The organism is Tateyamaria sp. syn59, from assembly GCF_007995245.1.
In the GTDB taxonomy this organism is placed as follows: domain Bacteria; phylum Pseudomonadota; class Alphaproteobacteria; order Rhodobacterales; family Rhodobacteraceae; genus Tateyamaria.
The window spans coordinates 417,040-443,869 of the sequence record NZ_VCBA01000003.1; the positions used below are offsets into that span (position 1 = coordinate 417,040).

28 protein-coding genes are annotated in these 26,830 nt (G+C 63.1%); 12 read left to right on the forward strand and 16 right to left on the reverse strand.

The window, feature by feature from the left end:
• The first annotated feature begins 128 nt into the window (after positions 1-128).
• The gene (locus FD715_RS08055) at positions 129-1,193 is read left to right on the forward strand and encodes a Hint domain-containing protein (protein ID WP_147107821.1); all 1,065 of its coding nucleotides are present in this window, start codon (positions 129-131) and stop codon (positions 1,191-1,193) included.
• 101 nt (positions 1,194-1,294) lie between these two features.
• Here the strand turns inward: FD715_RS08055 and FD715_RS08060 are convergent, their stop codons facing one another.
• From FD715_RS08060 to FD715_RS08070, 3 genes are all read right to left on the reverse strand, one after another.
• Positions 1,295-2,224 (reverse strand): sterol desaturase family protein, encoded by a 930-nt coding sequence (locus FD715_RS08060; protein ID WP_147107823.1) that lies wholly within the window; start codon positions 2,222-2,224, stop codon positions 1,295-1,297.
• A complete protein-coding gene (locus tag FD715_RS08065) occupies positions 2,221-2,610 on the reverse strand; it encodes a hypothetical protein (RefSeq protein WP_147107826.1) in 390 nt (129 codons plus the stop codon). The genes FD715_RS08060 and FD715_RS08065 overlap by 4 nt, the downstream gene beginning before the upstream one ends.
• Before the next feature lie 154 nt (positions 2,611-2,764).
• Positions 2,765-3,331 carry a TlpA disulfide reductase family protein gene (locus FD715_RS08070; protein ID WP_147107829.1) on the reverse strand — a complete coding sequence of 189 codons (567 nt, stop codon included), beginning with the start codon at positions 3,329-3,331 and terminating at the stop codon, positions 2,765-2,767.
• Positions 3,332-3,355: 24 nt separating this feature from the next.
• Here FD715_RS08070 and argH point away from each other — a divergent pair, with 24 nt between their 5' ends.
• The 6 genes from argH (at position 3,356) to FD715_RS08095 (ending at position 10,510) form a co-directional block, all read left to right on the forward strand.
• Positions 3,356-4,747, forward strand: coding sequence for an argininosuccinate lyase (gene argH / locus FD715_RS08075; RefSeq protein ID WP_147107832.1), 1,392 nt, complete (start codon positions 3,356-3,358; stop codon positions 4,745-4,747).
• The gene (locus FD715_RS22485) at positions 4,744-4,920 is read left to right on the forward strand and encodes a hypothetical protein (protein WP_189799436.1); all 177 of its coding nucleotides are present in this window, start codon (positions 4,744-4,746) and stop codon (positions 4,918-4,920) included. The genes argH and FD715_RS22485 overlap by 4 nt, the downstream gene beginning before the upstream one ends.
• A gap of 3 nt (positions 4,921-4,923) precedes the next feature.
• Positions 4,924-5,241 (forward strand): DUF2834 domain-containing protein, encoded by a 318-nt coding sequence (locus tag FD715_RS08080; RefSeq protein WP_147107835.1) that lies wholly within the window; start codon positions 4,924-4,926, stop codon positions 5,239-5,241.
• 89 nt (positions 5,242-5,330) lie between these two features.
• A complete protein-coding gene (locus FD715_RS08085) occupies positions 5,331-6,518 on the forward strand; it encodes a sugar-transfer associated ATP-grasp domain-containing protein (RefSeq protein WP_147107838.1) in 1,188 nt (395 codons plus the stop codon).
• Between the two features lie 40 nt (positions 6,519-6,558).
• Positions 6,559-7,824 (forward strand): diaminopimelate decarboxylase, encoded by a 1,266-nt coding sequence (lysA, locus tag FD715_RS08090; RefSeq protein ID WP_147107842.1) that lies wholly within the window; start codon positions 6,559-6,561, stop codon positions 7,822-7,824.
• Positions 7,825-7,894: 70 nt separating this feature from the next.
• Positions 7,895-10,510, forward strand: a complete 2,616-nt coding sequence (locus FD715_RS08095) for a TIGR02302 family protein (RefSeq protein WP_147107845.1) — start codon at positions 7,895-7,897, stop codon at positions 10,508-10,510.
• A 3-nt stretch (positions 10,511-10,513) separates the two neighbouring features.
• On the opposite strand, the gene FD715_RS08100 is transcribed toward FD715_RS08095, so the two are convergent.
• A complete protein-coding gene (locus tag FD715_RS08100) occupies positions 10,514-11,323 on the reverse strand; it encodes a zinc-ribbon domain-containing protein (RefSeq protein WP_147107847.1) in 810 nt (269 codons plus the stop codon).
• A 148-nt stretch (positions 11,324-11,471) separates the two neighbouring features.
• Here FD715_RS08100 and FD715_RS08105 point away from each other — a divergent pair, with 148 nt between their 5' ends.
• Genes FD715_RS08105 through FD715_RS08120 form a run of 4 tightly spaced genes read left to right on the forward strand, consistent with a single transcriptional unit; the run spans position 11,472 to position 14,368 of the window.
• Positions 11,472-12,149 carry a cell division ATP-binding protein FtsE gene (locus FD715_RS08105; RefSeq protein ID WP_147107850.1) on the forward strand — a complete coding sequence of 226 codons (678 nt, stop codon included), beginning with the start codon at positions 11,472-11,474 and terminating at the stop codon, positions 12,147-12,149.
• Positions 12,149-13,051: a cell division protein FtsX gene (locus tag FD715_RS08110; protein WP_370455372.1), complete on the forward strand. Its 903-nt coding sequence runs from the start codon at positions 12,149-12,151 to the stop codon at positions 13,049-13,051. The genes FD715_RS08105 and FD715_RS08110 overlap by 1 nt, the downstream gene beginning before the upstream one ends.
• Complete coding sequence (locus tag FD715_RS08115) at positions 13,048-13,779, forward strand: 1-acyl-sn-glycerol-3-phosphate acyltransferase (RefSeq protein WP_147107853.1); 732 nt, start codon at positions 13,048-13,050, stop codon at positions 13,777-13,779. The genes FD715_RS08110 and FD715_RS08115 overlap by 4 nt, the downstream gene beginning before the upstream one ends.
• A complete protein-coding gene (locus tag FD715_RS08120; RefSeq protein ID WP_147107856.1) occupies positions 13,766-14,368 on the forward strand; it encodes a pyridoxamine 5'-phosphate oxidase family protein in 603 nt (200 codons plus the stop codon). The genes FD715_RS08115 and FD715_RS08120 overlap by 14 nt, the downstream gene beginning before the upstream one ends.
• A 39-nt stretch (positions 14,369-14,407) precedes the next feature.
• On the opposite strand, the gene FD715_RS08125 is transcribed toward FD715_RS08120, so the two are convergent.
• Positions 14,408-14,908, reverse strand: a complete 501-nt coding sequence (locus FD715_RS08125) for a fasciclin domain-containing protein (RefSeq protein WP_147107859.1) — start codon at positions 14,906-14,908, stop codon at positions 14,408-14,410.
• Between the two features lie 316 nt (positions 14,909-15,224).
• Between FD715_RS08125 and FD715_RS08130 the strand changes: the two genes are divergently transcribed.
• A complete protein-coding gene (locus FD715_RS08130; protein ID WP_147107863.1) occupies positions 15,225-15,596 on the forward strand; it encodes a hypothetical protein in 372 nt (123 codons plus the stop codon).
• Between the two features lie 101 nt (positions 15,597-15,697).
• Here the strand turns inward: FD715_RS08130 and lpdA are convergent, their stop codons facing one another.
• The 11 genes from lpdA to FD715_RS08185 form a co-directional block, all read right to left on the reverse strand.
• Complete coding sequence (gene lpdA / locus FD715_RS08135; RefSeq protein WP_147107866.1) at positions 15,698-17,086, reverse strand: dihydrolipoyl dehydrogenase; 1,389 nt, start codon at positions 17,084-17,086, stop codon at positions 15,698-15,700.
• Between the two features lie 75 nt (positions 17,087-17,161).
• Positions 17,162-17,572: an MAPEG family protein gene (locus FD715_RS08140; RefSeq protein WP_147107870.1), complete on the reverse strand. Its 411-nt coding sequence runs from the start codon at positions 17,570-17,572 to the stop codon at positions 17,162-17,164.
• Positions 17,569-18,114, reverse strand: coding sequence for a hypothetical protein (locus tag FD715_RS08145; protein ID WP_147107872.1), 546 nt, complete (start codon positions 18,112-18,114; stop codon positions 17,569-17,571). Before FD715_RS08145 ends, FD715_RS08140 begins: the two co-directional genes overlap by 4 nt.
• Positions 18,111-18,539, reverse strand: a complete 429-nt coding sequence (locus FD715_RS08150) for an MAPEG family protein (protein WP_147107874.1) — start codon at positions 18,537-18,539, stop codon at positions 18,111-18,113. The genes FD715_RS08145 and FD715_RS08150 overlap by 4 nt, the downstream gene beginning before the upstream one ends.
• 343 nt (positions 18,540-18,882) lie before the next feature.
• Entirely contained in the window at positions 18,883-20,403 is a 1,521-nt protein-coding gene (gene odhB, locus FD715_RS08155) for a 2-oxoglutarate dehydrogenase complex dihydrolipoyllysine-residue succinyltransferase (RefSeq protein WP_147107877.1), read from the reverse strand.
• 4 nt (positions 20,404-20,407) lie between these two features.
• The gene (locus tag FD715_RS08160; RefSeq protein ID WP_147107880.1) at positions 20,408-23,365 is read right to left on the reverse strand and encodes a 2-oxoglutarate dehydrogenase E1 component; all 2,958 of its coding nucleotides are present in this window, start codon (positions 23,363-23,365) and stop codon (positions 20,408-20,410) included.
• A 52-nt stretch (positions 23,366-23,417) separates the two neighbouring features.
• Positions 23,418-24,137 (reverse strand): sulfotransferase family 2 domain-containing protein, encoded by a 720-nt coding sequence (locus tag FD715_RS08165; RefSeq protein ID WP_147107884.1) that lies wholly within the window; start codon positions 24,135-24,137, stop codon positions 23,418-23,420.
• A gap of 58 nt (positions 24,138-24,195) precedes the next feature.
• Positions 24,196-25,080: a succinate--CoA ligase subunit alpha gene (gene sucD / locus FD715_RS08170; protein ID WP_147107887.1), complete on the reverse strand. Its 885-nt coding sequence runs from the start codon at positions 25,078-25,080 to the stop codon at positions 24,196-24,198.
• Between the two features lie 45 nt (positions 25,081-25,125).
• Positions 25,126-25,920, reverse strand: a complete 795-nt coding sequence (locus FD715_RS08175; RefSeq protein WP_147107890.1) for a bifunctional 2-polyprenyl-6-hydroxyphenol methylase/3-demethylubiquinol 3-O-methyltransferase UbiG — start codon at positions 25,918-25,920, stop codon at positions 25,126-25,128.
• Complete coding sequence (locus tag FD715_RS08180; protein WP_147107894.1) at positions 25,917-26,105, reverse strand: hypothetical protein; 189 nt, start codon at positions 26,103-26,105, stop codon at positions 25,917-25,919. Before FD715_RS08180 ends, FD715_RS08175 begins: the two co-directional genes overlap by 4 nt.
• Positions 26,106-26,122: 17 nt before the next feature.
• Positions 26,123-26,830, reverse strand: coding sequence for a hypothetical protein (locus FD715_RS08185; RefSeq protein ID WP_147107897.1), 708 nt, complete (start codon positions 26,828-26,830; stop codon positions 26,123-26,125).

Here is a 26,830-nt window from a genome sequence, read left to right on the forward strand (position 1 = left end):
CACAGCTTAACTTAACTTTACTTTCCGCCCGCAAGCCGCTGGAATCTGATGCGAATCCGGGCTTCACAGACCGTCCTCAGGTTGTTAACCTGCGATTAATAAAAAAAGACAAGGCAGGCATACAGGCAATGAAAACGGGCTTTCGCGGCGCGTTTGTCATCTCCTGGTCGCAAACAGAAGTGGACGGCCTCGAGGCCGCACCGTTGGCATCTCTGGCTGTTGGGGCAGCCTGGGCCTGGCGCGGCGATCCCGTGCAGGTTGACGGTCCGCAAGATGTGTTGCGCCTGGACAGGGCAGACGGGCAAGAAGACATTCGCAGGCGCGCGGCGCGCATGGTGCATCGGCTGGTCGGTGCGGCACTGGACAACACGCCGCTCACGCCGGACGTGGCAGAGCGTGATGCCCTGATGCCGGACAGCAGTTTCGTCGTCACGGACGGGGCCAAGGGCTATACGATTACGGTGATCGAGGTCGGTCGCGATGCGCCGCCGCTCCTGATGTTCCTCGACGAGATACCCCCGCGCAAGACGGATCTGTGGGTGGTGCACTACCGGATCAAGACGGCCCCGCCGGGGCCGTCATCGGACCCGTCAAGCGGTGTGATCTGCTTTACTCCGGGCACCCGGATCGACACGCCAGATGGCCCGCGTCTGATAGAAGATCTGCGCGAGGGCGACCGCGTGCAGACCATGGACAACGGCGCCCAAGAGATCCTCTGGGTCGGTAGCCGCCGCATGACCGGCGCGCGTCTGTTCGCCCTGCCGCAATTGCGGCCCATCCGCATCGCGACCGGTGCCTTGGGCATCGAACGGCCCGATCAGGAATTGCTGGTGTCGCCGGAACACCGAATGCTGGTGAAGGGAGACGCGGCCCGTGATCTGTTCAATGCGCCCGAGGTTCTTGTCGCGGCCAAGGACCTGGTGAACGGGTCGACCATCACGGTCGACGTCAAGGCCCGGTCCGCCACCTACGTGCACCTTCTATTGCCGCGCCACGAGGTGCTGCGCGCCAATGGCGTCGAGACCGAGAGCTTTCACCCCGCAAACGCGGCCCTGTCGATGCTGAAGGACGACGACCGTGCCCGTTTGATCGGGGCTGTGCCGGATCTTGCCGAGGATCCGCACAGCTATGGCAGCCATGCCCGTCGGAACCTGAGCGCGAGCGAGGCCGCGATCCTGAACCACGCCGCGTGATCCAAAGGACACGCTATCGCGCGCCGACATTGTGAGGGGGGCTTTGCCCCCCGGCTGCGCCTCCCCCCAGGATTTTTTTGAAACAGGGAAGGGGGGGGGGATCAGGTGAAGCCGGGCGTGCCCTTGTCTTCGGGCGTGCGGGTGAGGTGTTTGGCCTTGATATCCTCTGACATGTCGCGGGAGCCATCGTGGCTCCAACCCGGCGGAGCCACCGCGTAAAGCAGGCGCTGTTTCAGGGTGAGGCCGCGTTGCGTGATGTCTTTCCAGATGCCCACCCATTCGTGGAACGCGACCCGGATCGGGTTGAAGGTGCCGATATTCTGGACCAGTCCGTAGTCCGGTTTTTCGCTGTCGAGTTCAGGCACGAAGGTGCCGAACAGCTTGTCCCAGGTGATGAAGACGCCAGCATAGTTGGCATCGAGATAGCGCGCGTTGCGGCCGTGGTGGACGCGGTGGTGGCTGGGGGTGTTCATGATCGCTTCGAACCAGCGCGGCATGCGTCCGATCGCTTCGGTGTGGATCCAGAATTGGTAGATCAGGTTCAGACCGCCGACGAACAGGACCATGGCCGGGTGAAAGCCCAGCAGGATCAGCGGTGCGCGGACCACCATCATGAAGGTAAAGGTGCCCGTCCATGTCTGGCGCAGCGCGGTCGTAAGGTTGTAGTGCTGGGACGAGTGGTGGTTGACGTGGCTGGCCCAGACCCAACGGATGCGGTGCCCGAAGCGGTGGACCCAGTAGTAGCGGAAGTCGTCTAGGACGAAGCAGAGCAGGACCACCCAGACGCTGGCGCCGAGATCGAACGGCGTGATTGTCCAGAGCCACATGAAAAAGCCCCAGGCGATGAACCCCAGCAGGATGCCCGAGGCGACGTTGCCCGCGCCCATGATCAGGGAGGTAACGGCATCGCGCGTCTCGTACCGGCCGCCGCGGCCCTTGATCACGATCCATGTCAACTCGATGGCGATGGCGGCGATGAAGAAGGGGACGGCGAAATTCACGACGTCGGGGTAAGTGAGGTCTGCCATCATGTGTGAGCCATCCAGTCTTGCCACGCGCTGTGTTCCTGTGGCGTGAGGGTAAGCCGCACTTTGGGCGCGGCATAATCGTTGAGATGCAGGGTGGAGGTGTCGCCGGCGCGCGTCAGTGTCTCGCTGCCGGTGAGGCGACGTGCGCAGCTGTCGGCGCCCATCTGCCAGAGCACGCCGGGGCCCTGATCCGTCGTGATCCGGGCGGCCCTGCCGTCGGTGGTGACCGTAATCGCTTTGACCGCGTCGTCGGGGTGCGCGCGGTGCCATGCCTCTTGGGCCGTTTGGGACGTGAAGGGGGTGGCGCGGGACAGGCCCAACAGGTGCAGCGCGAGCGCGATGCCCGCGATGCCGCCAACCACCAAAATCAACAGGATGTGCAAGGGCACGGCCTGATCCTCCCGCGCGCAGTTCAGCGGACGCGGGGTTGGATCGTCAAGCGTGGCGTGGCGTCAGTTTGTTGCCCCGGCACGTGTAACGGTTACCCGTGGGTAACCTAACATATTGTTAACGCTTGTTAAATTTTGGTTGCAGCACCGCGCGCTAGCTGCTTTCGGCACCAATCAAGGAGGCGATGATGGCCTTGGCGCTGTCGGATGACCAGTCGGCATCGCCGCGCAGGCGGGCGATCTCGCGCCCCTCGGGGTCGATGATCACGGTAATGGGCAGGCCGAAGACGCCCATCTGGGCGGCCAGCTTTTGCTTGGGGTCCTGATGGCGGGGCAGGTTGGTGGCGTTGATCTCCTCCAGGAACTTGACGATGGCGGCCGGATTGTTGCGGCCGGTGGCGATTGTGACGACCTCGAAATCATCACCGCCGAACTCGGTCTGCAATTCGGACAGCATCGGCATTTCGTGCCGGCAGGGCGCGCACCACGTGGCCCAGAAGTTCACCAGGATGTGCTTGCCTTCGTAATCGGCGAGCGAACCGGTGCCCGCGCCGTCGGCCAGATCGAAGGGCTGGTTCGACACCGCCTCGGGCGTGCCGTGGAAGATCAGCTTTTTCATGTCGCCGTCGCGCAAGGCCTCTGCTGCTGAAGTGTCAGCGAGTGCAGGAATTGCGCCCACGCTCAGGGCCATGTAGAGGGCTGCGGTAACAAGCTTTTTCATGATCTTCCTCAAGGTGCCACGTTCATGTCCGACAAGACCGCAAATCAGATGTGGGGGGGCCGGTTTGCAGCAGGTCCAGATGCGATCATGGAGGCAATTAATGCCTCGATCGGGTTTGACCAGCGCATGGCGTCCCAGGACATTGCAGGCTCGCGGGCCCATGCCGCCATGTTGGGCGCCACCGGCATCCTGAGTGATAAGGATGTGGAGGCGATCCGGGAAGGGCTGCTCACGGTCTTGTCAGAAATTGAGGCGGGGACGTTTGAGTTTTCCACCGCGCTTGAAGATATTCACATGAATGTGGAGGCGCGGCTGAAAGAGGTGATTGGTGAGCCTGCGGGGCGGCTGCATACGGGGCGGTCGCGGAACGATCAGGTGGCGACCGATTTCAAGTTGTGGGTGCGCGACCAGTTTGATGCGGCTGAGAGCGCTCTGTTGTCGCTGATCGCAGCGCTGCTGGATCAGGCAGAGACGGGGGCCGATTGGGTCATGCCGGGCTTTACCCATTTGCAGACGGCGCAACCGGTGACCTGGGGCCATCACATGATGGCCTATGTTGAGATGTTTGGCCGCGATCTGTCCCGTGTGCGCGATGCGCGGGCGCGGATGAATGAAAGCCCCTTGGGCGCTGCGGCCTTGGCAGGGACGTCGTTCCCGATTGATCGGCAGATGACGGCAGAGGCGCTGGGCTTTGACCGCCCTGCGGCCAATTCGCTGGATGCGGTGAGCGACCGGGATTTCGCGCTGGAGTTTTTGGGCACGGCGAGCATTTGCGCCATGCACCTGAGCCGTTTTGCCGAAGAGTTGGTTATCTGGTCGTCGGCCCAGTTCCGCTTTGTCACGCTGTCGGATCGGTTTTCGACCGGGTCGTCCATCATGCCGCAGAAGAAGAACCCTGATGCCGCCGAGTTGATCCGGGCCAAGGTGGGCCGGATTTTTGGTGCGAACACGGGCCTGATGATGGTGATGAAGGGGCTGCCGCTGACCTATTCCAAGGACATGCAGGAAGACAAGGAACAGGTCTTTGACGCCGCCGACAACTGGATGCTGGCGCTGGCGGCGATGGACGGGATGGTGCGGGACATGACCGCCAATCGCGAGAGCCTTGCGACTGCTGCCGGGTCGGGCTTTTCTACCGCGACCGACCTGGCCGACTGGCTGGTGCGGGTGCTGGGCCTGCCCTTCCGTGACGCGCATCACATCACCGGCAGCCTTGTGGCGCTGGCTGAGGCCGAGGGCTGCGATTTGCCCGATCTGACGCTGGAACAGATGAAAACGGCGCATGAGGGCATCACCGACGACGTGTTCACCGTTTTGAGCGTGGAAAATTCCGTCGGATCGCGTACAAGTTACGGAGGCACTGCGCCGGCCCAGGTGCGCGCGCAGGTTGCCCGGTGGAGAGAGGTGATCGCATGATCCGTGTTCTTTGTGTCCTGTCGCTGTTGTTTGTCGCCGCCTGTGGCGCCGATGGCGAGCCGGTGCAGCCCACGGGTGGCGTGACCATCGGCGTGGGATCGAACGGCGTGCATGCGGGTGGCACGGTCGGCGTGCGGCGCGGGCCGCTGTCTGTCGGTGTGAGCCTGTTCTGAGCCATGGCCCCGGTACGCATCGTCTATCTCGCCCTCGCCGTTTGGGGCGCCATTCACCCGATGTACTATTTCATCAGCTGGTTTCAGGCGAACACCTGGGACATCATGGCGATGGTCGATGCGTGGCATGTGAATGCCGCCACCAGCGGGCTGGTGTGGGATCTGACGATTGCGGCGGCGGCGTTGACGGTCTGGATTATCTCGGAAGTGGCGGTGCGTCGGAACTGGCTAGCGCTGATCGCGATCCCGGCGACGTTTTGCATCGGGGTGAGTTGCGGCTTGCCCCTGTACCTGTTCCTGCGGTCGCGGCCCATTCAATAAAATCTGACCTTTTGCGGCCCTAATTTCGCCCAAATCCTCGGTATTGTTTCGACCGCAGGCACAATGCGTTCGAGCAGAGGACAGATTTTATGGAACAGACAGCGCCCAAGGCCCTTTTGGCGGCACCGGCCAATCCCATTCCCCCCGCCCCCCAGATGATTGTCGACGTGGCCCGCGCCCATGGCGTCAGCCCGTTCCGCCAGATGCGCGAGATGTGGGCGCTGCGCCGGGGTCAGAGCCGGATGCGGGCGGATGAGTATCACACGTCGGGTGTCTATGATCCTGCGCTGTCGATGGACGACAAGAAGACATTCGTGGGCGAGATGGGCAGCTTTCGGCTGAACAACCGGTTGTCGCCCCTGGATCTGACGCCGATGCGTGCGTTTATCCGTGACAAGGCGATGTATGCGGCACTGCTGGAACGTCTGGGCGCGCGGACGACGCACACGCAGGCTCTGGTGCATCCCAACCGTGCATGCGGCACCATTCCGGTGCTGCGCGATCCGCAGGCGGTTGTGGCGTTTCTGAAAAATGAAGCGGACTATCCGCTGTTCGGTAAGCCCTGCGAGGGGTCCAAGAGCGTGGGCTCCGCCCTGATCACGGGGCTTGAGGGTGACATGCTGCGTCTGGGCAACGGGCGCGAGGTGGACCTTGAGGGGTTCGCGCATGAGCTGGTGGAGGATTATCCCGAGGGGTTCATCCTGCAATCCGCCGTGCAGCAGCATCCTGATATGACAGCCATCACCGGTCCTGCCGTTGGCACGTTGCGTGTTGTGACCCTGCGGGACGAGCAGGGCGCCAAGGTGCTTTACTCGCTGTGGAAGCTGCCGTCGCCGTCGGCGATGTCCGACAATTTCTGGCAGGCGGGGTCGATGGTCGCCCAGGTGGGCGACGACGGGGTTGTGAGCCGCTGCAAGCGCGGCACGGGTCTGGCCGCCGAGTGGATCGAGACGCATCCGGTGAGCGGGCAGCCCATTGTCGGCGCGCAGATCCCACATTGGGATGCGGTGCAGAAACTGGCGACGGACAACCACATGCTGTTCCCGGATTTCGGCGTGTTCGGTTGGGACATCGCGATTGATGCGGATGGCCCGCTGGTCATCGAGTGCAACGCGAACCCGTTTCACATGCTCTATCAGCTTGCCACGGGCGAGGGGGTGCTGAACGCACGGCACATGCCCGCCTTTGACGCGGCCATCGCCTGTTCGGCGGCGATCAAGTCGAGCCGTATCGCGATGGAAAAAGCGCGTAAAAAGGCTGGCGATCTGGCGCGCTAAGCAATTGAAGCCGGGCGCCTGCTGAATTAGGCAGGCGCTCATGGATCATTTTCTCTACCGCGATGGCGTCCTGCACGCCGAGGATGTGCCGGTGGCCGATATTGCGGCTGCCGTGGGCACGCCGTTCTATGTCTACTCGACAGCGACGCTCTTGCGCCACTTCACACTGTTTGATGAGGCGCTTGATGGCATGGACCATCTGGTGTGCTACGCGATGAAGGCGGCGAGCAACCAGGCGATCCTCAAGACGCTGGCGCAGGCGGGTGCGGGCATGGATGTGGTGTCGGGTGGTGAATACGCGCGCGCAAAGGCAGCTGGCGTGCCGGGTGACAAGATCGTGTTTTCCGGCGTGGGCAAGACCGCGGACGAGATCCGCATGGCGCTGACCGGTGGCATCCGCCAGTTCAACGTGGAATCCGAGCCGGAGATGGAGGTGCTGAATCGCGTCGCTGGCGAAATGGGTGCCGTTGCCCCCATCACCATTCGCGTGAACCCGGATGTGGATGCCAAGACCCACGCCAAGATCGCGACCGGCAAGTCGGAGAACAAGTTTGGCATTCCGATTGCGCGGGCGCGCGAGGTCTATGCCATGGCGGGGGCGATGGAGCACCTCGATGTCATCGGCATCGACGTTCACATCGGGTCGCAACTGACCGAACTGGCGCCGTTTGAGCTGGCCTATCAGAAGGTCGCGGAACTGACGGTGCAGCTGCGCGAGGACGGCCACGACATTCGCCGCCTTGATCTGGGCGGCGGGCTGGGCATTCCCTATGCCCGCTCGAACGAGGCGCCGCCGTTGCCCACGGATTATGGCGCGCTGATCAAGCGCACGGTCGGGCATCTGGGCTGCGAGGTCGAGATTGAGCCGGGCCGGCTGATTTCCGGCAATGCCGGGCTGATGGTGTCCGAGGTCATCTATGTCAAATCCGGCGAGGGGCGCGATTTTCTGATCCTCGATGGGGCCATGAACGACCTCATCCGGCCCGCGATGTACGAAGCCTATCACGATATCGTGCCGGTCATCGAACCGGCGCCGGGTGCTGAACAGGCGCCTTATGACATCGTTGGCCCGGTCTGCGAATCTGGGGACACCTTTGCCAAGCAGCGGATGATGCCACCGCTGAGCGCTGGTGACCTTGTCGCCTTCCGCTCCGCTGGCGCATATGGCGCAGTAATGAGCAGCGAGTACAACACGCGACCACTTATTCCTGAAGTTCTGGTTCACGGTGATCAATACGCGGTGATCCGCGCACGCCCGACCTTTGACGAAATGATAAATCGCGATACCATCCCTGAATGGCTCTGATCCGATCAGTGCCTATATGAGGCTGAGGGCGCTATAACGTGGCCCGCGCCACCGACAAGGGACGCGACACATGGCCAGTTTTTCCAAGCACGATGTGCGGCGTGGGATGAAAACTCTGCGCTGGCCGCTTGCGTTGACCCGCGCGGGCATGTTTGCCGAGTCGTTCTGGCAAGCCACGTGGCCCTTGGCGACGGTGGTTTTGGCGGTGCTGGCGGTTCTGATGCTGGGGTTGCAAGATACCGTGATGGTCGAGCTTGTTTGGGTTGCGGCGGTGGCTGCGACGGCGGCTGGCCTTGGAACGCTGGTCTATGCGTTGCGCACCTTCCGTATTCCGACCCGCGACGCAGCCCTCGTTCGGCTGGATGAAACGCTGCCGGGGCGTCCGATCCAGGCGCTGATGGACGAACAGGCCATCGGGGATGACGATGCGGCCTCCGCCGCGGTCTGGCGCGCGCACCAGGCGCGCATGGCCGAGCGTGCCGCACGCGCGCAACCGGTGCCTGCCGATCTGAGGATCGCACGGCGCGACCCCTACGCGCTGCGCTATGTGGCTGTCTTGATTTTTGCCGTGGCGGTGATTTTCGGGTCGATCTGGCGCGTCGGCTCTGTCGCCCACATGGCGCCAGGCGGCGCCGATGGTCTGGCCACCGGCCCTGTCTGGGAGGGCTGGGCTGAAAGCCCGCGCTACACCGGGCGGCCCACGATATACCTGAACGACATTGCCGAGGGCCCGCTGGAGGTGCCTGCCGGGTCGCTGATTACCTTGCGGCTTTATGGTGAAGTCGGGGCGCTGACCGTGGCCGAGACCGTGTCCGGCCGGATTGGTGAAGTGCCCCCCGCCTCTGCGCCCGAGCAGGACTTTACCGTCAACCGCTCGGGTGAAATTGCGATCAACGGCCCTGGCGGGCGCACCTGGTCCGTCGCGGTGCTGCCGGATGAAGCGCCGCGGATCGAGGTACTTGATAGCCCCGAGACGACCGCGCTGGGCGAGATGACGCTGCCCTATGCCGCCTCTGACGACTATGGGGTCGAAGCGGGCGAAGCGCGCTTTGCGCTTGATCTGCCAGAGGTGGACCGCCGTCATGGGCTGGCCATCGAGCCGGAAAGCCGGCCTGACATCACGGTGTCCCTGCCGATGCCTTTCACCGGGGATCGGAGGGAGTTTGAAGAGGCGCTGGTCGAGGATTTTTCGGAACATCCATGGGCCAACCTGCCTGTGACGGTTGTGATGACTGCGCTTGATGCAGCCGAACAGCAATCGGAAACCGCACCGTTCCAGATGACCCTGCCGGGGCGGCGTTTTTTCGACCCGCTGGCCGCGTCGATCATTGAACAGCGGCGCGATCTGCTTTGGTCCAAGGACAACGGCACCCGCGTGGCGCAGATCCTGCGCGCCGTGGCGCACCGGCCGGATGACGTGTTCCGCCGCGAGGTGGATCAGCTGCGCCTGCGCCGTGTCATCAGTAAGCTTGAGCTCTTTGCCAGCTACGGTCTGACCGACGAAAAGCAGGATGAGATTTCGCGTGACATGTGGGATCTGGCCCTTGGCATCGAAGAGGGCGATCTGGCCGACGCGCTGGAACGTCTGCGCCGCGCGCGCGAGCGTCTGGAGCAGGCGATGCGCGATGGGGCGAGCCCCGCCGAGATCGAAGAGTTGATGCGCGAGCTGCGTCGCGCCACCGACGACTACATGCAGCAGCTGTCGCGGCAGGCCGAGTTGGACCGCCAGAACAATGAGGAAAACCCGCGCAATCAGCAGCAGTCGCAGAACCAGATGCAGATGACGCAGGACGACATCCAGCGCATGATGGACCGCATTCAGGAGCTGATGGAACAGGGCCGCATGGCCGAGGCCGAGCAGGCCCTGCGTGAGTTGCAGGAGATGCTGGAGAACATGCAGGTCACCCAAGGGCAGGGTGGCGAGGGCCAAAGCCCCGGTGAGCAGGCCATGGAAGGTCTGGCCGAGACGCTGCGCGAGCAGCAGGGGTTGAGTGACCAGGCGTTCCGCGACTTGCAGGAACAGTTCAACCCCAACGCTCAGGCCGGTGAAAGTCAGCAGAACGAGGGCCGCGATGGCGGTGCGGGCCGCGGGCAAGAGCACAGCCAGGGCGGTCAGGGTCAGGGCCAGCAAGGCGACACTGAGCAAGGCGGCGAAGGTGACCAGCAAGCCGATGGCCAAGGTCAGGGCCAGGAAGGCTCGCTTGCCGACCGTCAACAGGCGCTGCGCGATGAATTGCGCCGCCAGCAGGGCAGCCTGCCGGGTTCCGGCACGCCGGAAGGTGACGCGGCCCGTGATGCGCTGGACCGTGCCGGCCGCGCCATGGACGGCGCCGAAGAGGCCCTGCGCCAGCGCGACTTTGCCGACGCCATCGACAACCAGAGCCAGGCCATGGAGGCCCTGCGCGAAGGCATGCGCGCTCTTGGCGAAGCGATGCAGCAGGAGCAGCAGGACGCCCAGCAGGGCCAGGGCACGTCCGAGAGCGACCGCCGGGCCGAAGCGCGCGATCCGCTGGGCCGCGAGCCGGGATCGAACGGGTCGGTTGGCACCGAAGAGGGTCTGTTGCAGGGCGAAGACGTGTACCGCCGGGCCCGTGACCTGCTGGACGAGATCCGCCGCCGGTCCGGCGAAGGTGAGCGTCCGGATGTTGAGCTGGATTACCTCAAGCGTCTGCTTGACCGCTTCTAGGTCCTATTCGGGTGTGCTGGCTGTCAGGTTGTCCAGCCATGTCAGCCCGGCTGCGACCTGACCATCCAGCCAGACCCGCGCGCTGTCGACCTGCGCCACATAGGAGCTGAGCAAGGGGTCGGCCTGCGGCACGCTGCGTGCGATGTCGGGGGCAAAGACGTAGATCACCAGCAGCACGACGGCCAGCAGGATCATCAGCAGAAAGCCGCGGCGGAAGCCGGAGCGGCTCTGCGCGGCCTCGGCAGGGTCTGCTGCCATGTCTGCGGCGGGCGCGGTTTCCCTGTCCCCGGTTGAGCGCAGGGTCGAGTTGATCTCTTCGATGTCGGGCAAGAGGTCACGGCGCGACCCGATTGCGGCGGCAGTGGCTGCCGCCTCCGACACCTGCTCGGGTGCGGGGTCTTCGCCGCGCATCCGGGACATGCGTGCGCGGGCCTCGCGGGCGCGGCGGTCACCATCCGCCTCTGCGCTGTCGAGGCCAAGTTCCGGCTGACTTTCCAACGCTTCGGCCTCGCTTGCGCGGGCCTTGCTCTCGACTTCGGCCTCCTCGCGCAGGATGTCGGCGACGGATGGATCAAGCTCGCGGCGCTTGGGTTCGGGGGCCTCAGTGCGCTCTTCCTCTTCGGCGGGCTCGTCATCGGCTGGCACCTGATCGACCGGCCCCTCGTCGGCATCCGTGTCGTCGGGCATGTGATCGGGGTGGTGCTGAAACCAGGTCTGCCCGCAGTTCGAGCACTGCACGTCGCGCCCCTCAGCCGGGATAACGTCATCCACAACTTCGTATTGCGCATCGCAATTGGGACAAATCAGCCGCATTTCGGTTCCTGCCTCGACTTTTAGTACTCACCATATGTTGTAGGGCCTATTCAGAAAAGACATAACTGCGCGGGCCGCACCCCAAGCATTCAGATTGAATCCGGCATGGTGCTGAGGCACAACAGGTCGCAAAGGGGCGGGGGCGCACGTGATCGAGCTGGAAAATGTGGCGTACAGCTATGGCGGCGGTGAGCTTTTGTCCGACATCTCGGTCAAGCTGGCGCCGGGATCGTTCCATTTCCTGACCGGTCCATCGGGCGCGGGCAAGACCACGCTTTTGAAGCTGTGCTATGGCGCGCTGTTGCCGACCTCGGGCCTTGTGCGCCTGTTCGACCGCGATGTGCGCAGCCTGCAGCGCGATGATATCGCCAAGGTGCGGCGGCGCGTGGGTGTCGTGCATCAGGACGTGCAATTCCTCGATCACTTGCCGGTGTCGGACAACGTCGCGCTGCCCCTGACAGTATCCGGGCGTCAGGCTGACACCGCCAACGGCGATCTTGAGGAGCTGATGACCTGGGTTGGCCTGACCCAGAGGGCCACTGCGCTGCCGCCCGAGCTTTCGGGTGGTGAACGCCAGCGTGCGGCGCTGGCGCGCGCCGTCATCATGTCGCCCGATGTCGTCCTTGCGGACGAGCCTACGGGCAATGTCGATTGGGACATGTCGCAGCGCTTGCTGACCCTGCTGGTCGAGCTCAACAAGATGGGTAAGACGGTGCTGATTGCCACCCATGACCTGTCGCTCATCCGCGCGGCCAAGGCACAGGTGCAGGCGCGTGTCTTGCGCATTTCGAACCGGCGGGTGCAATTGGCGGGGGCAGATCTGTGATGTTCAACATGCGGACCTTGCGCGCCCTTCTGGCCGGTGATCGCTATGCCGACCGGGTCGTTCCACCCACGGGATTTACCGCACAGCTGACGCTGTTCGTGTCCGGCGCCATGGCATTCCTGGCCGTCTTTGCCCTGGCGCTGTCGCTGGCCTCTGGCCGGTTGGCCGATCGGTGGGGGGACGAACTGGCGCGCACGGCAACCATTCGCATCGTGGCCCCCGAAGACCAGCGTGCCATTCAGACGACCGCAGCGCTTGAGGTGCTGTCCACCACGCCGGGCGTGGCCGAGGCCCGCGCGCTGACCGATGAAGAGCAACAGGCGCTGCTTGCCCCGTGGTTCGGACAGGACCTGCCCCTTGATACGCTGCCGGTGCCCCGGTTGATCGAGATCGAGGCGACCGGAGAGGGATTTGACGCCACCGGCCTGCGCCTGCGTCTGGCGGCAGAGGTACCGGGCGCTGTCCTTGACGATCATGGCCGCTGGCGCGCGCCCCTTGTTTCTGCTGCCCAACGGTTGCGTCTGCTGGGCTGGACCGTTGCGCTGCTGATCATCGGGGCGGTTGCAGCGATGGTGACGCTTGCCGCCAACGCAGCCCTTGCCGCCAATGCGCAGGTGATCGCGGTGCTGCGCCTTGTGGGAGCCACCGACAGTTACATCGCCAATGCGTTCGTGCGCCGTTTCACATTGCGCGCTTTGGCAGGCTCGGCCGTGGGGGTCGGCCTGGGGGTGCTGACCGTGTGGCTGATGCCATCCGGGAGCGAGGCCCCCGGTTTTCTGACGGGCCTGGGTTTTCAGGGCGCGGGCTGGCTCGTGCCCCTTCTTCTGCCTGTGATTTGCGGGTGCGTCGCCCTTCTTGCCACGGCCTATGCCGCCAGCCGCGCCCTAAGGACACTGACATGATCCAATACATTCGTTCGCTCGTCTTTATGGGCCAGATCTATGTCATGATGCTGGTCATCGGGTTGCTTTGGGCCCCCTATGCCATCGTCAGCAAGCATGGCGCCCGGTCCGCCTGCAAGACCTACAGCCGCTATGTTTTCTGGTCGATGCGCTGGATGGTCGGGCTCCGGGCCGAGGTGCGGGGCGAGGTGCCGTCGGGCGAGGTGTTGATCGCGTCCAAGCACCAGTCCTTTCTGGACATCATGATGATCTTCACCGCGTTGCCGTCAGCCAAGTTCATCATGAAACGGTCGATCCTGTGGACGCCGGTCATCGGGCTTTATGCCAAGCGCCTGGAATGTGTGCCGGTGGATCGGGGCAAGCGCGGGGCCGCCATTTCCAAGATGGTCAAGGATGTTGAGGCCGGGCGCGCGACGCCGGGCCAGTTGATCATTTATTCCCAGGGCACGCGGGTCGCGCCAGGGGTCAAGGCGCCCTATAAGGTGGGTACCGCGGTGCTCTATGAGCAGCTGGGCCAGCCGTGCGTGCCCGTGGCCACCAATGTCGGCGTGTTCTGGCCGCGCACCGGCGTGCTGCGCAAACCGGGCACCGCCGTGGTCGAGTTTCTGCCCGCCATGCCGGATGGTATGCCCAAGGATGATTTCCTCGCGCATCTGGAACAGACGGTCGAGGTGCGGTCGGACGCGCTGATGCGTGAAGGAGGGTTTGATCCCGATGGAGTTCATTGAAAATATCCCTGCGCTCGAAGCGCTTTATGGCACGCCGGGGGCCGCCTCGCTGCGCAAGGTGGCCGATCACCTGACGCCGCTTTATGCCCGTTGGATCGACAAATCCCGCTTTGTCGTGCTGACCACCGTTGGCCCGGAGGGCACTGATGGCAGCCCACGCGGGGACGATGGCCCGGTTGTGCTGCAGCTTGACCCGCAAACCCTGGCTCTGCCCGACTGGCGTGGCAATCAACGGCTCGACAGTCTGCGCAACATCGTGGCGGACGGGCGCGTCTCGTTGATGTTCATGGTGCCCGGATCGAACACCGTGGTGCGGGTGAACGGGGTGGCGAAACTGACGGCGGATGAAGATCTGCGCGCGCGGTTCGAACAAAAAGGCCGGCATCCGGCGACGGTGATCGTGATCAAGGTAGGGGAAGTCTATACCCAGTGCGCGCGGGCTCTGATCCGGGCCGGGCTGTGGTCGCGCAATGATGCGGAGGGGCTGCCGACACCTGGCGAGATACTGGCGGAGGTGTCGCAGGGCGAAGAAGGCGGCAAGCCCTATGACGACGCATGGCCCGAGCGCGCTGCCCGGACCATGTGGTGACGTCATGCAGTCTGTCCCCGCGGGGACAGGGTGTGTGGCTTAGGGCAACAGCACCTGGTCAATGGCGTGGATCACGCCGTTCGATGCAAAGATGTCAGGCTGAATGACGTTGGCGCCGTTCACGGTCACGCCCGAGCCGAACTTGCCCACGATGCCGTTCACATCCAGCGTCCCGCCCTGAACGGTGGTCACGTTCTGACGCGTGCCCAGCACGTCGCCTGCGGTGATCTGGCCTGGCACGACGTGATAGGTCAGGATGTTGACGAGCTGGTCCTTGTTCTCTGGCAACAGCAGGCTGTCGACTGTGCCTGCGGGCAGCGCGGCAAAGGCGTCGTTCGTGGGGGCAAAGACGGTGAAGGGGCCGGGGCCCTTGAGCGTATCGACGAGGCCCGCTGCCGATACGGCGGCCACGAGTGTCGAGAAGTTCGGATCGCCCGAGGCGACGTCCACGATGTCGGGGTCTTGCGGCTGCGCGCAGGCGCCAAGGGTGACAAGGGCGGCGCCGCCCCCGATCAGTTTCAATGTGCTACGACGATCCATGGTGATGTCCTCTGTCTTTCCTAATTCATCAGGGCCTGAAAGCGGCCTCTCTATGAAAGGAGTGCCGCGGCATTGAAAACAATGGCGGTTCACGCCCTCCCGTGTGGGAAACTTTGGGTTCGGCAGAAAAGTTCCCCTGCGTATGGATTGGATCGGCGGAAATGTGCCCGATCTGGCGGATCGGATTTCTTTGTTGGACGTCGCGGGCGTCTTGCTGAGCGGGATTTACGTCGAATGCAAGGCAAGTACCGGCGCGCATTTAACGGGGTGCAAAGTTTGGTGCCATATCCGTTCGGAGCAATCGAAAGGATATTGTATGTTCAAAGTAACCAGTGCCGTTGTTATGACACTTGCCCTTGCCGTCGCGGGGTGTGCGCAAAAGGCGGAGGATGTCGGGGCGACTTATGTCTCCCCCCTGCAATTCCAGAGCCTGAATTGTACCCAGTTGCGGCAGGAAGCCACTCGGGTGAGCCTGCGCGCGTCGGAAGTGGCAGGCACGCAAGATAAGAAGGCAAAGGACGATGCCACCGCGACAGCGGTCGCACTTGTGCTGTTCTGGCCCGCCGCGTTTTTCATCAAGGGCGACAAGGCCACCGCGGCGGAACTGGGCCGCCTGAAGGGAGAGATGCAGGCGTTGGAAACCGCAAGCACGCGCCGCGGATGCGGTGTGACGTTTCGCGAAGGGTAAAGAGCGCGAGGTGTCGCGGGCCATTTTGGCCCGCGCCTTTTCCTACGCTGCGACGCGGCTGTGCTACTCCCGGCGCGCGACCGTCTAAAAGGCGGCGCCTTTTAGCTGTGGATCGGACCCAGGCCGCATGCGAGGGCGGCTTCGCGCACTGCCTCTGAATAGGTCGGGTGCGCGTGGCATGTCAGCGCCAGGTCCTCCGCTGAGGCGCCGAATTCCATCGCCACGCAGACCTCGTGGATCAGATCGCCTGCGCTTGGTCCAATGATGTGCGCGCCCAGGATGCGGTCGGTTTCGGCATCGGCGAGAATTTTGACGAACCCGTCAGCGGCGAAGTTCGCCTTGGCCCGGCCGTTGCCCATGAAGCTGAACTTGCCCGCCTTGTACGCATGGCCCGCGTCTTTCAGCTGCTCTTCGGTCTTGCCGACATTGGCAACCTCCGGGTGCGTATAGATCACGCCGGGGATCACACCGTAGTTCACGTGCCCATGCTTGCCCGCGACCTGCTCGGCGGCGGCCATGCCTTCGTCCTCGGCCTTGTGGGCGAGCATCGGCCCTTCGATCACATCGCCAATGGCGTAGATGCCGGGGATGTTGGTCTGCCAGTGCGCGTCGACGGCGATCTGGCCGCGCTCGGTCATCTTGACGCCAAGCGCGTCAAGGCCGAGGCCCTCGGTGTACGGTTTGCGACCAGTGGCGACGAGAACAACGTCGGCGTCCAGCTCGTGTTCACTGTCGTCCTTGCGCAGCTTGTAGTGGACCTTGGCCTTGTTCTTGGCAACCTCGACCGATTGGACGGCGGCGCCCATGGTGAAGCTGAGGCCCTGCTTGGTCATGATCTTCTGGAACTGGCGCTGCACTTCGGCGTCCATGCCAGGGGTGACAGCATCAAGGAATTCGATCACCTGCACCTCTGATCCCAGACGGCTGTAGACCGACCCAAGTTCCAGCCCGATCACGCCCGCGCCGATCACCACCATCTTCTTGGGGATCTTGCCCAGTTCCAGCGCACCGGTGGAGGACACGACGACTTTCTCGTCAATCTCGACGCCGGGCAATGTGGCGACGTCCGAGCCGGAGGCGATGATGATGTTCTTGGCCTCGTGGATCTCGTCGCCGACCTTGACCTTGCCCGCCTCGGGGATGGACCCCCAGCCCTTGAGCCAGTCGATCTTGTTCTTCTTGAACAGGAATTCCACGCCTTTGGTGTTCTGGCCGATCGTGTCGGTTTTGTATTCCAGCATCTGTTTCCAGTCGACCGACGGGCTTTTGCCCTTGAGCCCCATGGCGGCGAAGTTGTGTTCAGCCTCGTGCAGCATATGGGAGGCGTGCAGCAGGGCCTTCGAGGGGATGCAGCCTACGTTCAAGCAGGTGCCGCCGAGGGTTTCCCGCCCCTCGACACAAGCGACTTTGAGGCCCAGTTGTGCGCAGCGGATGGCGCAGACATAGCCGCCCGGGCCGGAGCCGATAATGATTACGTCGTAAGAAGCCATGAGTTTGGTCCTTTTGTTTTGCGGTCGGACCGGGGCGCTGCCCCGGACCCCGCCGTATTTGGAAAGAGAAGAAGATCAGATGAGCGTTGCGATGAGCATGAGGGGTGCTGCGAGAAAGCCCACGAACCAGATCAGTGACCGCCAGGGGGTCAGGCCGAAATAGTAGGCAGGGATGTAGAGGGTGCGGGCGATCAGATAGGTCCAGGCGCATGTGGCGGTGAAGGTGGTATTTGCGTCTGCGAGGGATACGACCAGCACGGCGATGGTGAATAGCGCGAGGCTTTCGAAGTGGTTTTCCCAGGCGCGGATCAGGCGGCCGGTTTTGTCCGACACCTGGTCCTGGATGTCGCCGCCGAGGCGTTTGCGGTCGCGGGGGGAGAGAGTCTTGCCCTGCGGGAGTTCGATGTTGGTCGGGATCGCCATCAGTAGGAACTGTATGAATTGCAGGAGAGCGGCGAGCGCGAGGGCGGTGAGTTCGGGGGTCATGCTGCTTGCACCGCCTCTGCGATTTGTTCTGCGCGCATGTCGTAGCTGCCGATGCGGGCCGACGGGTGGGGCGCGGTGATGTGGTCGATGCCGAAGTGTCTGAGTACTCGGGCGCTGTCGTTGCCAAGTGCGACGGGGCGACGGCCCAGGAGTTCATGCCTGCCGATGGCGTCGAAGCTGGCGCGCGCGTGGGCGACCGGGATCGTGCTGGAGCGTTTGGGGGTCAGCAGGTGGAATATAGGCGTGATGTAGATGTCGGCGCGGGTGAGGTTGAGGAGCTTGAGTACCCGGTCGATCACCTTGTTGTACGGGATGTTCGGCAGGTAGCCGGTGCTTTTGAGTTGCGCTTTGTTGGCGTTTGCCGATGGGGCATCAAGCCAGTCCTTGGACATCAGAAGGGGGCCGGTGAGGTTGCCGGAGGTCATCTGGATCGGCGAGACGTAGTCGCCATCGAACCCCGCCTCGGCCAGCGTGGGGTAACCCGGCAGGCGGAAGGCACGGCGTGCGGCGATGGCGCGGTGATATGCGGCTGTCAGGGTCATCCGTTTGCGGGTTGCAGCAGGACGGGGTCGGGCGGGTTGCCGAACATGCCCAGCACCATCATGATCAGACCGACCATCGAGATGATCCATGCGACCGAGCGGACCATCGGGATGCCGGAGGCGTAGGCTGGGACGTATGCGACACGGGCCCAGAACCAGATGGCCGCGCCGAGGGCAGTGGTCTCTGTGTTCAGGTTGGTGACCGTTAGGGCGAGGGCCATGGCGGCGAAGGCGGGAAAGTAGGTGACGTAGTTCCAGAGCGCCCGTTCGATGCGCCCTGCCACCGCGTTTGGTTCGCGTTTTTCATCCTGCGGGCCTAGTGCCCAGCCGATGCCTTTGGACAGGTCCGAGAGGGTGGCCTGGATCAGGACGTGGGCGATCAGGAGGATCACGGCGTAGGTGAGGTAGATGAGTTCTGGGGTCATTTGTCTTTGCCTCCGTAGTTTGGCGGGCCGAAGCCTACCTACAAATCTTCCATCTTCTTTAAGCACCTACGGCGAACACGAAACCAGTTTACGCCAGCCCATAGATTCAACAGTGCCAAGAACGGTAACACGATGAATGCCTTGGAAACGGTACTCGGAACGTGGCCGCCAGCCAGATAGATGAGCTGGAAGACGCCAAGCAGCGCTATCAAACCGACAAGCGACCAAAGCGAAATTACGAACTCAAGTCGTGCCTGTTTGGTCGGACTTCTATCGGCTTTCTTGGACCGTTTGGACATAGAGGCGATATATACCCTGCTTTGCATTTCAACCTTGATCTAACTTACAAATCCATCAACAACCTCCGCGGATCCTCCAGCGCCTCTTTCACTCGCACAAGGAACGTCACCGCCCCTTTGCCGTCCACGATGCGGTGGTCGTAGCTGAGCGCCAGGTACATCATGGGGCGGATCACCACCTGGCCGCCAATCGCCATGGGCCGATCCTGGATCTTGTGCATGCCCAGGATGCCCGATTGCGGTGGGTTCAGGATGGGCGAGGACATGAGCGAGCCGTAGACGCCGCCATTCGAGATGGTGAACGTGCCGCCCTGCATTTCGGCCATCGAAAGCTTGCCGTCGCGGGCGCGGGCACCCTTTTCGGCAATCTGCTTTTCGATGTCGGCGAAGGACAGGCTGTCGGCTTCGCGGATCACCGGCACGACGAGGCCCGTAGGTGTGCCCGCGGCGATGCCCATGTGGACGAAGTTCTTGTAGACGATGTCGGTGCCGTCGATCTCGGCGTTGACCTCGGGCACCTCTTTCAGGGCATGGCAGCATGCCTTGGTGAAGAAGGACATGAAGCCCAGCTTGACGCCGTGCTTCTTCAGGAAGAGATCCTTGTATTCGTTGCGCAGCGCCATGACCTCGGTCATGTCCACCTCGTTGTAGGTGGTGAGCATGGCGGCGGTGTTCTGGCTGTCCTTCAGGCGCTTGGCGATGGTCTGACGCAGGCGGGTCATCTTGACCCGTTCCTCGCGTGCGGCGTCGTCGGCAGCCACGGGTGCACGCGGTGCTGCAACAGGGGCGGATGGTGCGGGTGCGCTTGCGGCGGCGGCGACGGCCTTGGCGACGTCCTCTTTCATCACGCGGCCATCGCGGCCCGAGCCGGTCACCTGATCGGAGCTGATCCCCGCTTCGGCCATAGCTTTCTGGGCGGAGGGGGCGTTTTCCACGTCCGAGCGGCCTGTTCCTGCTGGAGCAGCTGCGGCCGTTGAGGCTGGTGTGGCAGTAGCTGCGGGGGCCGCCACTGCACCCAAGGCTGCGATAACAGCCAGCTTGGCCGAGGCGTCCACGGTTGTGCCTTCGGGCGCCGTGATCTCGGCCAGCACACCGGCAGCGGGGGCGGGGACTTCGACGCTGACCTTGTCGGTTTCCAGCTCGCAGAGCATTTCGTCTTGGGCGACGCTGTCGCCCACGGCCTTGAACCAGGTGGAGACGGTGGCTTCGGTCACGCTTTCACCCAGGGTGGGGACCATGACATCGACGCTGTCGCCCGATGGTGCCTCTTCGGCGGCTGGCGCCGCTTCTTCGGCTTTGGGGGCGGGCTTAGACGGCGCGGCTGCGCCACCCTCGGAGATGTTGGCGAGCAGGGCGTCTACGCCCACCGTTTCACCTTCGGCTGCGACGATGTCGGCGAGGGTGCCAGCGGCGGGGCTGGGCACTTCGACCGTGACCTTGTCGGTTTCCAACTCACACAGCATCTCGTCCACCTCGACACTGTCGCCGGGTTTTTTGAACCAGGTGGCGACGGTCGCTTCGGTGACGCTTTCGCCTAAGGTAGGCACGCGGACTTCGGTGGTCATGGTCTTATCCTTCGATGGTCAGCGCTTCGTTCACGAGGGCTGCTTGTTGTGCTTTGTGCTGGCTGGCGAGCCCCGTGGCGGGGCTGGCAGAGGTGGCGCGGCCGACATAGAGGGGCCGTGTGTGCTTGGCCTTGATCCGGCTGAGGACCCATTCGATGTTGGGCTCGATGAAGGTCCAGGCGCCCTGGTTCTTGGGCTCTTCCTGGCACCAAACCATCTCGGCCCCTTTGAACCGCTCCAATTCCTTGACCAGAGAGATTGCGGGGAAGGGATAGTATTGTTCGATCCGCATGATGTAGATGTCGTCAATTCCGCGGGCGTCGCGCTCTTCGAGCAGGTCGTAATAGACTTTGCCCGAGCACATCACGACGCGCTTGATCTTGTCATCCTTGGCCAGCTTGGTCTCTGAATTGCCCAACTCGGCGTCGTCCCAAAGGACACGGTGGAAGCTGCTGCCGTTGGTGAACTCCTCGGCCTTGCTGACGGCCAGTTTGTGGCGCAGCAGAGATTTGGGCGTCATCAGGATCAGCGGTTTGCGGAAGTCGCGGTGGATCTGCCGGCGCAGGATGTGGAAGTAGTTGGCGGGCGTTGTGCAGTTGGCAACGATCCAGTTGTCCTGACCGCACATCTGCAGGAAGCGTTCGAGCCGGGCCGAGGAGTGCTCCGGGCCCTGGCCTTCAAAGCCATGGGGCAGGAGGACGACGAGGCCGGACATGCGGAGCCATTTTGACTCACCCGACGAGATGAACTGGTCGAACATGATCTGCGCGCCGTTGGCGAAGTCGCCGAACTGTGCCTCCCACAGCGTGAGCGCGTTGGGTTCGGCCATGGAGTAGCCATATTCGAACCCAAGTACCGCATATTCCGACAGCATCGAGTCGATGACTTCGTACTGCGCCTGGCCGGCGCGGATATTGTTGAGGGGGTAGAACCGTTCTTCCGTCTCCTGGTTCACGAAGCCGGAGTGGCGTTGGCTGAACGTGCCGCGGGTCGAGTCCTGACCTGCCAGGCGCACCGGAAATCCTTCGGTCAGAAGCGAGCCGAAGGCCAGTGCCTCCCCCGTGGCCCAGTCGAACCCTTCGCCGCTGTCGAACATCTTTTTCTTGGCGTCGATCAGGCGGCCCACGGTCTTGTGCATGGGAAAGCCGTCGGGCGCAAAGGTCAGCGCCTTGCCCACATCGGCCAGTGTTTCGGGCGCGATGGCCGTCTTGCCGCGCTGGTAGTCGTCCTTGTTCTTGTCGAGATGGGACCACTTGCCGTCCAGCCAGTCAGCCTTGTTCGGTTTATAGTCCTTCCCCGCTTCGAACTCGTCATTCATGCGCGCCTGAAATGCGGCTTTCATATCCTCGATCTCGCCCTCGGGGATCAGGCCGTCCTTGACCAGCCGCTCGGTGTAGAGCGTGAGGGTCGTTTTGTGCTTCTTGATCTTCTTGTACATCACCGGGTTGGTGAACATGGGCTCGTCGCCCTCGTTATGTCCGAACCGGCGGTAGCAGAAGATGTCGATCACGACGTCCTTGCGGAACTTCTGGCGGAACTCGGTTGCCACCTTGGCGGCGTGCACCACGGCCTCCGGGTCGTCGCCGTTCACGTGGAAAATCGGTGCCTCGACCACCAGCGCATTGTCGGTGGGATAGGGGGAGGAGCGCGAGAAGTGCGGTGCGGTGGTAAACCCGATCTGGTTGTTCACCACGATGTGCATGGTGCCGCCGGTGCGGTGACCCCGCAGACCCGAAAGCGCGAAGCATTCGGCCACGACGCCCTGACCGGCAAAGGCAGCATCGCCGTGCAGCAGGATCGGCATAACAGCGGTGCGGTCGTGGTCGTTCAACTGGTCCTGTTTCGCGCGCGCCTTGCCCAGAACCACCGGGTTCACAGCTTCGAGGTGCGAGGGGTTGGCGGTCAGTGACAGGTGCACTTCGTTGCCGTCAAACTCGCGGTCCGAGGACGCGCCGAGGTGGTACTTTACATCGCCCGAGCCATCGACGTCTTCCGGCTTGAAGCTGCCGCCCTGGAATTCGTTGAAGATCGCTTTGTAGGGTTTCGCCATCACGTTGGCGAGAACGGACAGACGCCCCCTGTGGGGCATGCCGATGACAATCTCTTTCACACCCAGCGCGCCACCGCGCTTGATGATCTGCTCCATCGCGGGGATCAGGCTTTCGCCGCCATCAAGGCCAAAGCGCTTGGTGCCCATGTACTTGACGTGCAGGAACTTCTCGAACCCCTCGGCCTCGACCATCTTGTTCAGGATGGCCTTGCGCCCTTCGCGGGTGAACTGGATTTCTTTGCCGAACCCTTCGATCCGTTCCTTGAGCCAGCTGGCTTCTTCGGGGTTCGAGATGTGCATGTATTGCAGGGCAAAGGTGCCGCAATAGGTGCGCTTCACGATAGCCACGATCTCGCGCATGGTGGCGACCTGCAGGCCCAGCACATTGTCGATAAAGATCGGGCGGTCCATGTCGGCTTCGGTGAAGCCGTAGGATTTGGGGTCGAGTTCCGGGTGCGGGGTCTGGTCACGCATGCCCAGCGGGTCGAGGTCCGCCACGAGGTGCCCCCGGATCCGGTAAGCGCGGATGATCATCAGGGCGCGGATGCTGTCGAGCACAGCGCGCTTGATCTGGTCGTCACTGACCTCGACGCCCTTTTCCGCCGCCTTCGCCTTGATCTTGTCGCCCGCGCCTTTGACTTCGGCCGGCGCGGCCCATTCACCGGTCAGAGCCTGGGTCAGATCGTCACCGGGTTGCGGCGGCCAATCGGTGCGCGCCCAGGACGGCCCCTCCGCCTCGCGTTTGACGCTGACCTCATCATCGCCCATCGCCTTGAAGAACGCCTGCCAACTTTCGTCGACCGCGCCTGGGTTGTTGGCATAACGGGCATACATCTGTTCGAGGTATTCCGCATTGTGTCCCTGCATGAAGGACGAGGCATGGAACTGGTCGTTGGGGGATTGGTCGGTCATTGCAATCACTCCGGTGGGATGTTTGGGGTCGCGGATGGGCGAAGGTCAGATGTCATTGGGCGGCTCCAATCATGCTGGAGTTCTGTCCGATCAGGCCCGCGTCTGCCGGATCGGTGGAATAGCGGAATTGCTCGAACGCGCTGCGCTCGAGATCCAGAAACTTGCGTGTTCGGGCGGTGTTGAAGAAGTCGGCAACGGGACTACCCGCCAGCCTGTCATTGCCGGGCTTCAGATGCGCGAGCTCTGCAGACAGCGCTGGCGCCCCGATGCGGCTGAGGGCCGTGTCGACATCGCTTGCAAAATCCTCGAACCGAATGGCGAAGTCCAAGCACCACGCGCCATTAACCTTGAACATCGTCTCCTGCGTGCGCACCGGAAACTCATCCAGAAACGCGTCGAAGCGTTGCAACAAGACGTCGAAGCCCTGCTCGTCCTCCTTGTTGACCCGGAGGCGAAACAGGAACTGTGAGAGGATGCGGGAGAATGGGTTTCGGACGACCGAGAACTTGAAGTAACCCCGCCAGAGATCTGGAGGCACTTGGTCGTGTATCTCTTGCCCGGTCTGGTGATGGTACCATTTGGGTTGCACCGGCTCGTCGCCCAGACGACCGCGAAACCCGACGACACCGCATTCGGTTTCAAGCGCAGGCGTCTTGTTCGGGACGGTCTCTCCGGACGGGACGCACAAATGCTGCAACAGCCGTTCAACAGATGTGCCACCGGACTTCGGTGACTTGATAAAGATGAACTTATGACTGTGGCTGATAAGCATGGTGTTGCAGAGCCCGAGACTTGCCGCGCTGGCCCGTGCCAGCGCAGCAGATATCCGTCTAACCCTTGATCGCCTCCATCACGGCCTCACCCAGCGTCGCGGGGCTGTCGGCCACCACGATGCCAGCCGAGCGCATCGCTTCGATCTTGTCCTCGGCACCGCCCTTGCCACCGGCGACAATCGCGCCCGCGTGGCCCATGCGGCGGCCCGGAGGGGCGGTGCGGCCTGCGATGAAACCGGCGGTGGGCTTCCAGCGGCCCTTCTTCTTCTCATCGGCGAGGAATTGGGCGGCGTCTTCTTCGGCCGAGCCACCGATCTCACCGATCATGATGATGCTTTCGGTTTCGTCATCGGCCAGGAACATCTCCAGAACGTCGATATGCTCGGTCCCCTTGATCGGGTCACCGCCGATGCCCACGGCGCTCGACTGGCCCAGGCCCATATCCGTTGTCTGTTTCACGGCCTCATACGTAAGCGTGCCCGAACGGCTCACGACACCCACGCTCCCGCGCTTGTGAATGTGGCCGGGCATGATGCCGATCTTGCAGGCGTCAGGCGTGATGACACCGGGGCAGTTGGGTCCGATCAGGCGGGACGAGGAGCTTTCCAGCGCGCGCTGCACCTTCATCATGTCCAGCACCGGGATGCCTTCGGTGATGCAGACAATCAGGGGCATTTCGGCGTCGATGGCCTCGAGGATCGAGTCCGCAGCAAAAGGGGGCGGCACGTAGATGACAGAGGCGTTGGCTTCGGTCTTTTCCATCGCCTCGTGGACCGAGTTGAAGACCGGCAGATCCAGGTGCGTCTGGCCGCCTTTGCCGGGGGTCACACCGCCCACCATCTTGGTGCCGTATGCAATGGCCTGCTCTGTGTGGAACGTGCCCTGCGAGCCGGTCAGGCCCTGGCAGATCACCTTGGTGTTTTCGTCAATCAATACGGCCATTGTGGTCGTCTCCTTCGGGGGTGTCTTGGGTATGTGAGGGGCGTGTCATGCGGGGGTGGTCCCCTTGCGCAACAACGCTTTGATGTTGTCATCGACCGGCAGGCCGACCCGGTTGATCAGTTCGACGGTAAAGCCCGCGCGTCGCGCAACATCGCGCAGGCTATAGAGGGTGAAGTAGGTGACGTGGTCGGGATAGCGGAAGCCGCACCATTTGGGCCCGACAACCCGGCGGTTGAGCGAGCCGAAATTGGGCACTCGGACATAGGCCGCGCCGCCCGGCTTCAACGCGCGCCAGACGCCTTTGAGCACGCCCATCAGGTCGACCTCGTGTTCAAGGTAGCTGTGCATGACGACGCCGTCGAACATCTCGGGCTCGAAATCCCAGATGGCTTCGGCCCCGGCGCCGTGCACGCAGTATCCGCCGCGCTTGCGCATCCAGTCGTCGGCATAGGCATGCAGCGCCTTGCTGAGTTCGATGCCGTAAGGGGTCATCGGCTCGGGTACGTTCATCAGGTTGCCGCAACCGATGTCCAGCACCTTGCCGTTGTTGAACCATGCGCCCATGCGGTGTTGGTTCGACTTGTGCGTCAGCTTTAGCTTTTTGCGTAGGGACCGGATCGCCGGGGAGAGAGATGTCGACCCCTTGGTCGTGACCTTCTTCTCTTCATAGGTTTTTTCCCAGGCGAAATCCTCTTCCAGCGCAACATAGTCGACCGGATTGCGTAGGTAGGTCAGATCGCAGGTTCCGCAGCGGGCCACGATGTAAGGTGCAGGCGAGTAGTCCGGCAGGGGTGTCGCCTCGGTCGCGTCGCAGCTGGGGCAGGCGCGCAGATCGGTCATTGCTGCACCTCCTTGCCCGCTGGTGGAAGGTCCGCGCCGACACCTTCTTGCTCAACATGCGCGCCAATATGGACCGCTGCAACCTGGCTTGGCAGCAACGCGCGCCCTTCGACAAAGGTGTGGATGCCCGGAAGGACCGATGCTGCAGCCGGAGCGGTCAACGCGACACACGTGCTGATGGCCAAGGGGATATGTCGAGCGCTCAGCGCCACGTGATCCACGCTCCTGTCAGCTGCTGGCCCAGGAAATTGCGGCGAGTGTTGATCTTGAGTTCGGTACCGGCAGGCGCACCCGCGATGGCCCACGTCTGATCCGCATTCTGGGCCGCCACTTCACGCAGACTGTACCCGGCGCCGGTGACGGTGGCGACCAGTGCGGTCGCTGTCGCGGTCGGGTCTTCTTTTCGGACAGAGATCAGGCACTGGTTGATGCCTGCGCGTCCCACGCCGACCGCCGCTTCAAGCTGAATACTTCCGGGGCGTTGCCCGGTCACGAGAAAGTTCGATCCAAAGTCACTCGGCGCCACGCCGAAATCGCGCCTGCTGACCTGGCGCAGCCGTTCCAGCACGCCAGACATGGACGGAAGGGAGGCGACACACGCATCGCCAAAGGCTTGTGCTGCAAGTGCGATGGTGGTCGTGGGGCGGGCGCGTTGTGGCACGTTCGCGGTTTGGGCAACCGGCGTTGCCGCGGGCGCCCGCCCATCCACCGTTGTGCGGATCTGGGAGGTTGGAATGTCAGCGGCACGCGGGCGCTGGGCCACGGGAACTTGACGTTCCTCCAGCCAAACGGCGCTTGCGGCCAGACCCACGGGCGGGAAGTTGTCCTGCACCGGGATGTCCGGTCGGCGTTCGCTGCTGCAGGCCGCAAGGCCCGCACACAGCGTCACAATCACACCAACGCGCCGCAT